This window comes from Streptomyces sp. NPDC048057 (assembly GCF_040653095.1).
Lineage (GTDB): Bacteria > Actinomycetota > Actinomycetes > Streptomycetales > Streptomycetaceae > Streptomyces.
Map to the genome: position 1 here is coordinate 1 of NZ_JBEZNF010000003.1, position 12409 is coordinate 12409.

Genomic DNA, 12409 nt, shown 5'->3' on the forward strand with positions numbered 1-12409 from the left:
GCCAGATCTGGAAGCCGGGTAACCGGTGGAGGTGACTGGTACTAATAGGCCGAGGGCTTGTCCATATTTGCTCGCGTCCACTGTGTTAGTTCTGAGGCAACGACCGTTGCCGTTTTGAGCAGAACGTATAAGTGAAGAGTGTGCTTGTTCGCTCGAAACCGATAGGGTTTCGGTGGTTATAGCGTGAGGGAAACGCCCGGTTACATTTCGAACCCGGAAGCTAAGCCTTTCAGCGCCGATGGTACTGCAGGGGGGACCCTGTGGGAGAGTAGGACGCCGCCGAACAATCTTTCAGGGCCCTGGGTCCAGCGTTCACGCTGGACCCAGGGTCTTTTTTCTTTGCCAGAGCGCGTGCCTTCGCTGGGTGCGCGAGAATGACCGCAGTACCTGAAGACAGGAGTCACGTCGATGTCCACCAACTCTCCCGACGACCGTCCGGAGCGCGATTCGCGCCGTCGAGACGGTGGTGACCGGGGCGGATTCCGGGGTGGCCGTGACGACCGTGACCGTGGTCCTCGTCGTGACGGGGACCGGGGCGGGTACCGCGGTGCACGGGACGACCGCGGTGGGCGCCCCAGTGGCGGAGGCTACGGCCGTCGTGATGACCGTCCGTCGTTCCGTCGTGATGACGACCGTGGTGGGTACCGCGGTGGTCGTGACGACCGCGACCGCGGGCCCCGCCGCGACGACCGTCGGGACGACCGCCCCTCCTTCCGTCGTGACGACGACCGTCGGGACGACAGGCGCGATGACCGCCGCGACGACCGGTCCGGTGGCGGCTTCCGTCGTGACGACCGCGACCGCGGGCCCCGCCGCGACGACCGTCGTGATGACCGCCCGTCGTTCCGGCGTGACGACGACCGCGGCGGATACCGCAGCTATGACCGCCGCGATGATCGCCGTGACGACCGTCGGGACGACCGGCCTCCCTTCCGCCGCAACGACGACCGTCGTGATGACCGCCCCTCCTTCCGTCGTGACGACCGTTCTGGTGGCGGCTTCCGTCGCGATGACCGGCGTGACGACCGGCGTGATGACCGTGGTCCGCGTCGTGACGACCGGCGCGATGACCGGCCCTCGTTCCGTCGTGACGACGACCGCGGTGGGCGCCCCAGTGGCGGAGGCTACGGCCGTCGTGATGACCGTCCGTCGTTCCGTCGTGATGACGACCGTGGTGGGTACCGCGGTGGTCGTGACGACCGCGACCGCGGGCCCCGCCGCGACGACCGTCGGGACGACCGCCCCTCCTTCCGTCGTGACGACCGTTCTGGTGGCGGCTTCCGTCGCGATGACCGGCGTGACGACCGGCGTGATGACCGTGGTCCGCGTCGTGACGACCGGCGCGATGACCGGCCCTCGTTCCGCCGTGACGACGACCGCGGTGGCTTCCGCGGCGGACGCCCCGGTGGGCGGGACCATGACCGCGACCGTGGTGGACGGCCCAGCGGTGGCTACGGCCGCGGCAGGGACGACCGCGGCGGCTACGGACGCCGTGACGACCGCGGCCGGGACCGCGACAGGCCCGAGCGCGAGCCGATCAAGCGGCTGCCGATCCCCGAGGAAGTCACCGGCGAGGAGATCGACAAGGACGTGCGGCAGGAGCTCCAGAGCCTGCCGAAGGGCCTCGCCGAGGACGTCGCCAGGAACCTCGTCATGGTGGCCAAGCTGATCGACGAGGACCCCGAGCAGGCGTACGGCTACTCCCGCGTCGCACTGCGGCTGGCCTCCCGGGTCGCCGCCGTCCGCGAGGCCGCCGGCTTCGCCGCGTACGCGACCCAGAAGTACTCCGAGGCCCTCGCGGACTTCCGGGCGGCCCGGCGGATGACCGGCAGCGTCGAGCTGTGGCCCGTCATGGCCGACTGCGAGCGCGGCCTCGGCCGGCCCGAGCGGGCGCTGGCGATGGCCGGCGAGGCCGAGGTGCAGAAGCTGGACAAGGCCGGACAGGTCGAGATGCGGCTGGTCGCGGCCGGTGCACGGCGCGACATGGAGCAGCTCGACGCGGCCATCGTCACGCTCCAGAGCCCCGAGCTGGCCTCGAACTCCGTACAGCCGTGGACCGCGCGCCTGCGGTACGCGTACGCCGACGCCCTGCTGGCGGCCGGGCGCGAGGGCGAGGCGCGGGAGTGGTTCGCGAAGGCGCTCGAAGCCGACAAGGACGGGTCGACCGACGCGTCGGACCGGCTGGCCGAGCTGGACGGCGTGGACTTCGTGGACGCCATGGACCTCGGCTTCGAGGAGCAGGGCAACGACGTCGCCGCCGCTGACGCCGGTGGCGACCGCGACGCCGACGTCGACGCGACCGACGACGACCACGCCGACGGCGACAGCACCGGCCCCGACGCCGACTCGCGCGACGCGAGCTGACCGACCGGCTCGACAACCAAAAGGGCGGCCACTCCGACGAGTGGCCGCCCTTTTGCGTGCGTGCGCGCCCGTCACTCCAGCGCGAGGCTCCGCAGCACCAGCCCCGTCGCCGGCTTCGGCCCGAACGACGTCGACTTGCGGGGCATCGTGACGCCCTCGCGGGCCAGCGCGCGGACCACCTCTTCCCGTACGGGGTGCATCAGCACCGCCGTCCCGCCGTGCCGTTCGGCCTGGGTGACCGCGGCCTGCGCGTCGTGGATGTACGCGATCTGCTCCGGCCCGTCCGGGATCCGCCACAACTGGTCCAGCAGCGTGGAGTGCAGCACGGTGGCGTCCAGGGTGCGCCACGCCTCGGGGCGGTCGGTGCGCACCGTGCGCGCCACCAGCTCCGGATCAGGGCGGTCGACCAGGTGGAACGCGCCGTCCCCGGCGAGCAGGAAGGCGTTCCCCCCGGCCGCGGCGAGCGCGAGTTCGTCGAGGGCCCGGGGCAGCGGGCCGTCCAGGTGCCGTACGCGGAAGGCGTCGCCCAGTGCGTCCAGGGCCTTCGCGGTCGGCAGGTGGTGCAGCAGCCGGTGGATGGCCCGTACGCGCAGCGGGTAGCGGGCGGTGTCGACGAGCAGGACCAGGCCGTAGCTCCAGGGCCCCGGCCGCGCGTGCTCGGTGCGCAGCCGCAGATAGGTGGCCCAGCGGTGGTGGCCGTCCGCGATGAGGGCCTGCCGGCGGGTGAGGTCGGCGTCGACGCGGGCGAGGGCCGCGGGGTCGGTGAGGGACCACAGGCGGTGGCTGAAGCCGTCCTCCGTCGTGGTGGCCAGCAGCGGCGGGCGCTGGACGGTCTCCTCGATGACGGCGGTCGCACCCGTCGCGTCGCCGTCGCCGACGTACGTGAGGAGCAGCGGTTCCAGGTTGGCGTCGGTGGTGCGCATCAGCGCGGCGCGGTCGGCGACGACGTCGGGCATCACGTCCTCGTGCGGCAGGACGACGCCCTCGGCCGGTTCGCTCAGGGCGAGGGCGCCGATGATCCCGCGCTGGAGGACGTCGCCGTGCCGCTGCTCGTACACGTAGAGCGCCGGCTCGGGGTCGGGGGCGAGGACGCCGTCGGCGAGCCAGCGGGCGAGGGTGTCCGCGGCCTTGCGGTGGCGGTCCTCGGGGGTGGCGGCCTGCGGGAGGATGAGCCGCACGATGTTGTGCGGATCGGCGGATTCGAGGTGGTGCAGTCCGTCGGGGCGCACGACGACGTCGTACGGGGGTGAGGTGACGGCGGCGAGTGAGCCCACCCGTTCCGGGACGTAGCGCAGTCCACGGAAGGGGATCAGGCGCAGGCCGTCGTTGGCCGCGGGACCATCGCTCTTCATCCGTGCATCGTATGTGGGTCGGGGCGTGCGCGATGATCGGGGGAGTGACACCGACGTAAGGAGCGTTGACGGATGAGTCCCCTGAACGGGAACCGGTCGGACGGGTCGGAGCGGTCGGCCCGGCCGGACCGGCCGGGTGGGAGCGCGACGCCGCTGTGCACCGCGTACGACACCGCGCTCCTGGACCTGGACGGTGTGGTGTACGCGGGCGGCGCGGCGATCGCGCACGCCGTGGACGCGTTGCTGACGGCCCGGGACGCGGGGATGCGGCTGGCGTACGTGACGAACAACGCGCTGCGCCCGCCGGACGAGGTCGCCCGGCACATCACCGAACTCGGGGTGCCGACGGAGCCGGCCGAGGTGATCAACTCGGCGCAGGCCGTGGCCCGGCTGATCTCGGAGCAGGTGCCTCCGGGGTCACGGGTGCTGGTGATCGGCGGGGAGGGGCTGCGGGTGGCGCTGCGGGAGCGCGGCCTGGTGCCCGTGGAGTCGGCCGACGACGACCCGGCGGCGGTGGTGCAGGGGTACGGGGGGCCCGAGTTGCCGTGGGGGCGGTTCGCGGAGGCGTGCTACGCGATCGCGCGGGGCGTGCCGTGGTACGCGTCGAACACGGACCTGACGATCCCGAGCGCCCGGGGGATCGCGCCGGGCAACGGCGCGGCCGTGGAGGTGGTGCGGATCGCGACGGGGGCCGAGCCGCAGGTGGCGGGCAAGCCGTTGCCGCCGATGCACCGGGAGACGGTCCTGCGGACGGGGGCACGCCGGCCGCTGGTGGTGGGGGACCGGTTGGACACGGACATCGAGGGGGCGTTCAACGGGGACGTGGACTCGCTGCTGGTGCTGACCGGGGTGACGGACGCGGCGCGGCTGTTGGCGGCCGAGCCGCGGCACCGTCCGACGTACGTGGACGCGGACCTGCGGGGCCTGTTGACGCCGCAGCCCGAGGTGACGGGCGGTCCCGGGAGCGGGTTCGCGTGCGGGGGCTGGCACGCTTCCGTACGGGACGGGGTCCTCGTGCTCGACGGGGACGCGGGCCTCGGAGGGGGTGGGGGCGAGGGCGGGGCGCCGATGGACGGGCTGCGGGCGCTGTGCGCGGCGGCGTGGTCGGCCGCCGGCGACGGTGCCTGTACGGCGGACGCCGGCAAGGCGCTGTCCCGACTGGGGCTGTAGCGCCGGGCCCGGGAGCGGGGCGGGAGGGTAGGCTAACCTAACTTTGCGTCGCTCGGCGGGCGGCGGACGGGGGTGGACGTTCCCCTCCGTCGAACGTGGGCCCACGATCCAGGAGTACGACCCCATGCAGCGACTCACCGCGGAATCGGTCACCCTCGGCTATGACCGGCGCGTCATCGCCGAGGAGCTGTCGGTGGTGATCCCCGACCGCTCCTTCACGGTGATCGTCGGCCCCAACGCCTGCGGCAAGTCGACCCTGCTGCGCGCCCTGTCGCGGATGTTGAAGCCGGAGCGGGGCCAGGTGCTGTTGGACGGGCAGGCCATCCACTCGATGCCCGCGAAGAAGGTGGCGCGGATCCTCGGGCTGCTGCCGCAGACCTCGATCGCGCCCGACGGGATCACGGTGGCGGACCTGGTCGCCCGGGGCCGCTATCCGCACCAGAGCCTGCTGCGGCAGTGGTCGCCCGACGACGAGCGCATCGTGCGCGAGTCGATGGAGGCCACCGGGGTCGGGGAGTTGGCGGAGCGCTTCGTGGACGAGCTGTCCGGCGGGCAGCGCCAGCGCGTGTGGATCGCGATGGCGCTCGCCCAGCAGACCCCGCTGCTGCTGCTCGACGAACCCACCACCTTCCTCGACATCCAGCACCAGCTCGAAGTGCTCGACCTCTGCGCGGACCTGCACGAGACGCAGGGGCGGACGCTGGTCGCCGTGTTGCACGACCTGAACCAGGCGGCCCGGTACGCGACCCACCTCATCGCGCTGCGCGACGGCCGGGTGGTGGCCGAGGGCGCGCCCGAGGACGTCGTCACCGCGGAGTTGGTGGAGGAGGTCTTCGGCGTACGCAGCCAGGTGATTCAGGACCCTGAGTCCGGTACGCCCCTGGTGGTGCCGGCTGCCAGGCGGCGTGCCACCGGGGGCGTACGGGACGCTGAGGACCGTACGACCGCGAAGGCGGGCTGACCCGGCCTGCCGGCGGATCACGATGTCGACGGGGTGTGGGTCGCGATCGTCCCTCTGACCTTCATGGTGCAATGTTGCTCATGGCAACACTTCTTGACGTGGCACAGAGGTTCCGTTCCCTGCATGTACCAGGCGCGCCGCTGGTCCTGCCCAATGCGTGGGACGGTGCTTCCGCCCGTGTGGTGGCGGACGCGGGTGCTGCTGCGATCGGGACCACAAGTGCCGGGGTCGCCTGGTCACTCGGACACGGCGACGGCGAGCACATGACCCGCGACCGGGCGCTTGGCGCGATCGCGCGGATCACGGCCGCTGTTGACGTACCGGTCACCGCCGACATCGAACGCGGCTACGCAACTGATGCGCCCGGCGTGGCCGAGACCGTCCGGGGCGTCCTCGCGGCCGGAGCCGTGGGCATCAACCTGGAGGACACCCTGCGCCCCGTCGCCGAGCAGGTCGAACGGATCTCAGCCGCCCGCCGTGCCGCGGACGAGACCGGCATCCCGCTGTTCATCAACGCCCGCATCGACACGCACCGCCTGCCGCCCGGTGACCGCACAGCCTGGCTGGACGAAACCCTCACCCGCGCCCGTGCTTACGCGACAGGTGGCGCGGACGGCATCTTCGTCCTCGGCGCACCGGACGCCGAGACGGTCAGAACACTCGTGAGTTCTCAGCCCCTCCCGGTGAACGTTCTGGCCGACCCCGGCTCACTCCCGGTGTCCGAGCTCGCGAAGGCGGGAGCCGCCCGCATCAGCGCGGGATCCGCCATCGCCGAGGCAGCGTACGGCCTGGTCCGCCGGGCAGCCCGCGAACTGCTGGAGAAAGGTACGACGACCACGCTGGAAGGCGGATTCGACTACGCCACGCTCAACGCGTTGCTCCTGGCCGAGTTCCCGCACTCAGACGCGGTCAAGAGCGCAGCCACAGCCGGATCGCCGCCACGGTGACGGTGCCGTGGAAGACGTAGGCCCGCTGGTCCTTCGGCTCGGGGACGGTGTGCTTGGTCTGGCGCCTGCGCAGGTAGCGGCGGTTGCGACGGGAGCTGTAGGCCTTGTCGCCCCCGAGGTGGTCGTGCCGCGTGCGCCGATGGCCGCCCAGGGGCGCGCGACCCGGATGCGCTCCAGGACGGGGAGCAGCTGCGGGCTGTCGCCCCACTGGCCCGGCGTGATCAGCGGGGCCAGTGGCTGGTGGGCTCGACACGAGGCGGAGTCCACGCCGACCAAGCTCCGATCGATTCGCCCCTGAGTGTCGGCGGCGGTCAGAGCAGGGATCTGAGGCGGAGCAGGTCGCGGAAGCCGGCTTCCAGCCGGACCCGACCCGTCGCCCACGCCTTCGCGAACTCCAACTCGCCGTCCACCATCGCCACCAGGTCGTCGCCGGTCATCGCGAGACGGATCTCGGCCTTGCGGCGCGGCGGGCCGTCGTGGTCGTCCGCCACCCGGATGCGGCCCCCTTCGAGCCGGCCCGTGAACGTGACGTCCAGGTCCTTGATGTGACAGCTCAGGGAGCGGTCGAGCGCGGTGGCGCTGCGGACGTCGCCCTCCGCCCGCGCCAGGTTGTCACTGAGTCTGCCGAGCGCGCTGCGGCACTCTTCCTTCGTGGCCATCGTGATCGACGTTACCGCAGGGCTTCGGGGTAGCGTCGGGGCATGAACGACTCACCGGCCGACGCACCGACCGGCCCGCCGGCCGTCTCGTCGAGCGCCGTGGACCAGCTTCCGCAGCCGGCGCCCGCGGCCCCCGCACCGGAGTCCGAGCCCGCCGCGCCCGCGCCCCTCGGCGTACCGCGGACGCCCACCGGACATCCCGGGGTGGACGCGCAACTGGAGCGCCTCGCGGACGTCGACCACCTCCCGTCCGACGGGCACCTGGAGGTGTACGAGGATGTACACGAGGGCCTGCGCACCACGTTGAGCGCGCTGGACGCCGGCGAGCACGCCCCCTCGCACCGCCCCCCGCACGACCACAGGAGCTGAACCGAACGTGGCAGGAGTCGCCCGTCGCCGTCTCGACGCCGAACTGGTACGCCGCAGCCTGGCGCGCTCGCGCGAACACGCGAGCCAGCTGATCGCCGCGGGGCGGGTGACCGTCGGGGGGAACGTCGCGACGAAGCCCGCGACCCAGGTCGAGACCGCCGCGGCGATCGTGGTCGCCGCGGCCGACGACGACCCCGACTACGTCTCCCGCGGCGGGCACAAGCTCGCGGGCGCGCTGGCCGCCTTCGTCCCGCTCGGACTGCGGGTGGAGGGGCGGCGCGCGCTGGACGCGGGCGCGTCGACCGGAGGGTTCACGGACGTGCTGCTGCGCGCCGGAGCGGCCCACGTCATCGCCGTCGACGTCGGCTACGGACAACTCGCCTGGTCGCTCCAGAGCGACGAGCGCGTGACCGTCAAGGACCGCACGAACGTGCGGGAGCTGACGCCGGAGGCCATCGACGGCGAGCTGGTCGACCTGGTGGTGGGCGACCTCTCCTTCATTCCGCTGGGGCTGGTGCTGCCCGCCCTCGTCGGCTGCACCGCTCCGGACGCCGATCTCGTGGTGATGGTCAAACCCCAGTTCGAAGTGGGTAAGGAGAGATTGGGGAGTGGCGGGGTCGTCCGGAGCCCCGAGCTGCGCAAGGAAGCCGTGCGGACGGTGGCCGCCCGCGCCGCGCAGCTCGGTCTGGGAGTGCTGGGCGTCACCGCCAGCCCGCTGCCCGGGCCTTCCGGGAACGTCGAGTACTTCCTCTGGCTCAGGGCGGGCGCGCCCGAGCTGGATCCGGCGGACGTCGATCGCGCAGTGGCGGAGGGACCTCGTTGACCACACCGGCAGTGACCACACCCGCAGTGACCACGGAACGCACCGTCTTCCTGCTCGCCCACACCGGCCGCAAGGCGGCCATCCGCAGCGCCGAACTCGTCGTGCAGGGGCTGCTGCGCAGCGGCCTGGGCGTCCGCGTGCTGGAGGCGGAGGCGGCTGACCTGCCGCTGCCGCCGTCCGTGGAGACCGTGCCCGAGGCCACGCCCGGCGCCCTGGACGGCTGCGAGCTGCTGATCGTCCTCGGCGGCGACGGGACGCTGCTGCGCGGCGCCGAGTTCGCCCGCGCCTCCGGCGTCCCGATGCTCGGGGTCAACCTGGGGCGCGTCGGCTTCCTCGCCGAGGCCGAGCGCGACGACCTCGACCGGGTCGTCAAACGGGTCGTCGAGCGGGCGTACGAGGTCGAGGAGCGCATGACCGTCGACGTCGTGGTGCACCGCAACGGCGACGTCGTGCACCGCGACTGGGCGCTGAACGAGGCCGCGGTCCAGAAGGTGTCGCCGGACCGGATGCTGGAGGTCGTCCTGGAGATCGACGGCCGGCCGGTGACCGCCTTCGGCTGTGACGGGATCGTCTGCGCGACGCCCACCGGCTCCACGGCGTACGCCTTCTCGGCCGGCGGCCCGGTCGTGTGGCCGGAGGTCGAGGCGCTGCTGATGGTCCCGATCAGCGCGCACGCCCTGTTCGCCAAGCCGTTGGTGACCTCGCCGACCTCGGTCCTCGCCGTCGAGGTGCAGGAGCACACCCCGCACGGGGTGCTGTGGTGCGACGGCCGGCGCACGGTGGAACTGCCGCCGGGCGCCCGGGTGGAGGTGCGCCGCGGGGCGGTGCCGGTCCGGCTCGCCCGGCTGCACCACGCCTCGTTCACGGACCGGCTGGTGGCGAAGTTCGCGCTGCCCATCGCCGGTTGGCGGGGGGCGCCGCCGCCGCAGTGAGCCCCCTCGGCTCGCCTTCGGGTGGCGCCCGAGCGGCGTGCTGGTTGCCGTGCCTCCTGCGTCTGCGGCGCGGTGGGGATGCCACCACTGCCCTCCGGGCGCGGGGCGGGCGCGCTCCTGGGGAGCGGCGGCGGCACGCCGATCATCAGTTCTGGTGAAGCCGAGCGGGGTCTTCGCCAAGGGCGCTCCGGTGGCCCCACCGGGGCCGCGTACGGCGGCGGCACGGGGCCGGCGTCGCGCGCCGGAGCCGAAACCTCGTATGGTCGTGTCCGTGTTGGAGGAGATGAGGATACGGTCCCTCGGGGTCATCGACGACGCCGTGGTCGAGCTGTCCCCCGGTTTCACCGCGGTGACCGGGGAGACCGGTGCGGGCAAGACCATGGTCGTCACCAGCCTCGGGCTGCTGCTCGGCGGACGGGCCGACCCGGCGCTGGTGCGCATCGGCGCCGCGTCCGCCGTCGTGGAGGGACGGATCGCGGTGCGGGCCGGTGGGTCCGCGGCCGTCCGCGCCCAGGAGGCCGGGGCCGAACTCGACGAGGGCGCGCTGCTGGTCAGCAGGACCGTATCCGCGGAGGGGCGCTCGCGGGCGCACCTCGGCGGGCGTTCGGTGCCCGTCGGACTGCTGGCCGAACTCGCGGACGACCTGGTCGCCGTGCACGGCCAGACCGACCAGCAGGGGCTGCTGCGCCCCGCGCGGCAGCGGGAGGCCCTGGACCGCTACGCCGGCGCCGCGGTCGCCGAGCCGCTCGTCGCGTACGCCACGGCCTACCGCCGGCTCCGGGCCGTCGTCGGCGAACTCGACGAACTCACCGTGCGCGCCCGGGAGCGGGCCCAGGAAGCCGACCTGCTGCGCTTCGGGCTCGACGAGATCGCGGGCGTCGAGCCGCGCGCCGGCGAGGACGTGGAACTCGCCGCGGAGGCCGAGCGCCTGGGCCACGCCGAGGCCCTGGCCTCCGCAGCCGCCGTCGCGCACGCCGCGCTCGCCGGCCACCCCGAGGACCCGGAGGACGTCGACGCCACCACCCTGGTCGCCGGCGCGGGCCGGGCGCTCGACGCCGTGCGGGCCCACGATCCGGCGCTCGCGGCCCTGGCCGAACGCATGGGCGAGATCTCCATCCTGCTGGCGGACGTGTCCGGTGAACTCGCGGGATACGCGGACGACCTGGACGCCGATCCGCTGCGGCTGGCGGCCGTCGAGGAGCGACGCGCGGCCCTGACCGGGCTGACCCGCAAGTACGGGGAGGACATCCACTCCGTCCTCGCCTGGGCCGAACAGAGCAACGACCGGCTCACCGAACTGGACGGCGACGACGACCGGATCGACGAGCTGACCACCGAACGGGACGACCTGCGCGGGGAGCTGTCCGCGCTGGCGCAGGCCCTCACCGACGCCCGGACCGAGGCCGCCGCCCGGTTCGCCGCCGCCGTCACCGAGGAGCTGGCGTCGCTCGCGATGCCGCACGCCCGGGTGTCGTTCGCGCTCCGACAGACCGAGGACCCCGAGGGCGTCGAGGTCGGCGGACGGACCGTGGCGTACGGCCCGCAGGGCGTCGACGAGGTCGAGCTGCTGCTCGCCCCGCACCCGGGTGCGCCGCCGCGGCCGATCGCCAAGGGCGCCTCCGGCGGTGAGCTGTCCCGGGTGATGCTCGCGGTCGAGGTGGTGTTCGCCGGGACCGACCCCGTGCCGACGTACCTCTTCGACGAGGTCGACGCCGGCGTCGGCGGCAAGGCGGCCGTCGAGATCGGGCGCCGGCTCGCCAAACTCGCCAGGACCGCGCAGGTCGTCGTGGTCACCCACCTTCCGCAGGTGGCCGCCTTCGCCGACCGGCAACTGCTGGTCGAGAAGACGAACGACGGCTCGGTCACCCGCAGCGGGGTCACCGTCCTGGAGGGCGAGGACCGCATCCGCGAGTTGTCGCGCATGCTCGCCGGACAGGAGGACTCCCAGACCGCGCGCGCCCACGCCGAGGAACTGCTCGCGACGGCGCGGAGCGACCGATGAGCCCGCTCGGGCCGCTGCGGCCGACGAGTCGGACCGGGGCGTTCGTCACGGCCTTCGCGGCCAGCCGGGCCGGGTACGAAACGCTGCGCCGGGTCGTCGGGGACACCTCCGACGGCTGGCGGCGCGAGAACCGGGCCGGCCGCAGCGTCGACCTGTTCGCCGGGCCCGCGGTCGCCGGCGGAGCCGTCCTCGCCAGCGGCGGCCCGGCCGGTGCCGCCGTGGCCGCGGCTGCCGTGTGCGGTGCGTACGACGACGTCGCCGGCCGGGGCGATCCGCGCCGCGGCTTCCGCGCCCACCTCGGCGCACTGCGCCACGGCGAGGTCACCAGCGGGACGGTGAAGCTGGTCGGCATCGGCGCGGCGGGGCTGCTCGCGGGCGCGCTGCTGAAGCGGCGGCCCGTCGACAAGGTGCTGGCCGGGGTGGTGATAGCGGGCACCGCGCACGCCGTGAACCTGGTGGACGTCGCCCCCGGGCGGGCCGTGCTCGCCGTCCTCGGGGCCGGGGCGCCCGGGCTGTTGCGCGGCGGCGCCGCCGGTGCGTACGCGGCCTCCGCGATGGGCTCGGTGGCCGCCGTCGCCCTCGACGACCTCGGGGAGCGGACCATGCTCGGCGACACCGGCGCCCACGCCGCCGGTGCGGCGCTCGGCACCGCGATCGCTGCCGGCAACGGACGCGTCGGACTGGCCCTGCACGCGGCGGCCCTCATCGCTACGGCCGCGTACGGGCAACGAGTGAGCGCCTTCGTCGCCGGCACGTCCCCCCACAGCGGCCCCACCGATGCGACCTCTTCACCCGTGTGAGTGATACGCGGGTGTGCGGGCCCTTGCCCC

12 protein-coding genes, 1 rRNA gene and 1 pseudogene are annotated in these 12409 nt (G+C 73.5%); 10 read left to right on the forward strand and 4 right to left on the reverse strand.

Annotated features, from left to right (window positions below):
* Positions 1–168 precede the first annotated feature (168 nt).
* Positions 169–285 (forward strand): 5S ribosomal RNA (gene rrf, locus AB0E05_RS03640).
* A gap of 27 nt (positions 286–312) precedes the next feature.
* Here rrf and AB0E05_RS03645 read toward each other — a convergent pair.
* Entirely contained in the window at positions 313–1419 is a 1107-nt protein-coding gene (locus AB0E05_RS03645; RefSeq protein ID WP_361958188.1) for a hypothetical protein, read from the reverse strand.
* Between the two features lie 171 nt (positions 1420–1590).
* Here AB0E05_RS03645 and AB0E05_RS03650 point away from each other — a divergent pair, with 171 nt between their 5' ends.
* Positions 1591–2364: a hypothetical protein gene (locus AB0E05_RS03650; protein ID WP_361958190.1), complete on the forward strand. Its 774-nt coding sequence runs from the start codon at positions 1591–1593 to the stop codon at positions 2362–2364.
* Positions 2365–2435: 71 nt separating this feature from the next.
* Here AB0E05_RS03650 and AB0E05_RS03655 read toward each other — a convergent pair whose 3' ends face one another.
* On the reverse strand, positions 2436–3716 hold the full coding sequence (locus AB0E05_RS03655; protein WP_361958193.1) for a DUF1015 domain-containing protein: 1281 nt from the start codon (positions 3714–3716) through the stop codon (positions 2436–2438).
* A gap of 72 nt (positions 3717–3788) precedes the next feature.
* On the opposite strand from AB0E05_RS03655, the gene AB0E05_RS03660 reads away from it, so the two are divergent.
* The 3 genes from AB0E05_RS03660 (at position 3789) to AB0E05_RS03670 (ending at position 6794) form a co-directional block, all read left to right on the forward strand.
* Complete coding sequence (locus AB0E05_RS03660; protein WP_361958196.1) at positions 3789–4886, forward strand: HAD hydrolase-like protein; 1098 nt, start codon at positions 3789–3791, stop codon at positions 4884–4886.
* 124 nt (positions 4887–5010) lie between these two features.
* Positions 5011–5847, forward strand: coding sequence for an ABC transporter ATP-binding protein (locus AB0E05_RS03665; protein ID WP_361958199.1), 837 nt, complete (start codon positions 5011–5013; stop codon positions 5845–5847).
* Positions 5848–5927: 80 nt separating this feature from the next.
* A complete protein-coding gene (locus tag AB0E05_RS03670) occupies positions 5928–6794 on the forward strand; it encodes an isocitrate lyase/phosphoenolpyruvate mutase family protein (RefSeq protein ID WP_361959042.1) in 867 nt (288 codons plus the stop codon).
* On the opposite strand, the pseudogene AB0E05_RS03675 reads toward AB0E05_RS03670, so the two are convergent.
* Positions 6757–7100, reverse strand: a pseudogene (locus AB0E05_RS03675) (IS5/IS1182 family transposase); the annotation flags it as partial. The gene AB0E05_RS03670 and the pseudogene AB0E05_RS03675 sit on opposite strands and share 38 nt — an antisense overlap.
* Before the next feature lie 5 nt (positions 7101–7105).
* Positions 7106–7453 carry an SCP2 sterol-binding domain-containing protein gene (locus AB0E05_RS03680; protein WP_361958202.1) on the reverse strand — a complete coding sequence of 116 codons (348 nt, stop codon included), beginning with the start codon at positions 7451–7453 and terminating at the stop codon, positions 7106–7108.
* 42 nt (positions 7454–7495) lie between these two features.
* Between AB0E05_RS03680 and AB0E05_RS03685 the strand changes: the two genes are divergently transcribed.
* The 5 genes from AB0E05_RS03685 to AB0E05_RS03705 all read left to right on the forward strand — a co-directional run bounded on the left by AB0E05_RS03685 (position 7496) and on the right by AB0E05_RS03705 (position 12379).
* Positions 7496–7822 (forward strand): hypothetical protein, encoded by a 327-nt coding sequence (locus AB0E05_RS03685; protein WP_361958205.1) that lies wholly within the window; start codon positions 7496–7498, stop codon positions 7820–7822.
* Between the two features lie 7 nt (positions 7823–7829).
* Positions 7830–8645, forward strand: a complete 816-nt coding sequence (locus AB0E05_RS03690; protein WP_361958208.1) for a TlyA family RNA methyltransferase — start codon at positions 7830–7832, stop codon at positions 8643–8645.
* 11 nt (positions 8646–8656) lie between these two features.
* Entirely contained in the window at positions 8657–9577 is a 921-nt protein-coding gene (locus AB0E05_RS03695) for an NAD kinase (protein ID WP_361958211.1), read from the forward strand.
* 259 nt (positions 9578–9836) lie between these two features.
* The gene (gene recN / locus AB0E05_RS03700) at positions 9837–11579 is read left to right on the forward strand and encodes a DNA repair protein RecN (RefSeq protein ID WP_361958214.1); all 1743 of its coding nucleotides are present in this window, start codon (positions 9837–9839) and stop codon (positions 11577–11579) included.
* Positions 11576–12379 carry a hypothetical protein gene (locus AB0E05_RS03705; RefSeq protein WP_361958217.1) on the forward strand — a complete coding sequence of 268 codons (804 nt, stop codon included), beginning with the start codon at positions 11576–11578 and terminating at the stop codon, positions 12377–12379. Before recN ends, AB0E05_RS03705 begins: the two co-directional genes overlap by 4 nt.
* Positions 12380–12409: the final 30 nt, after the last annotated feature.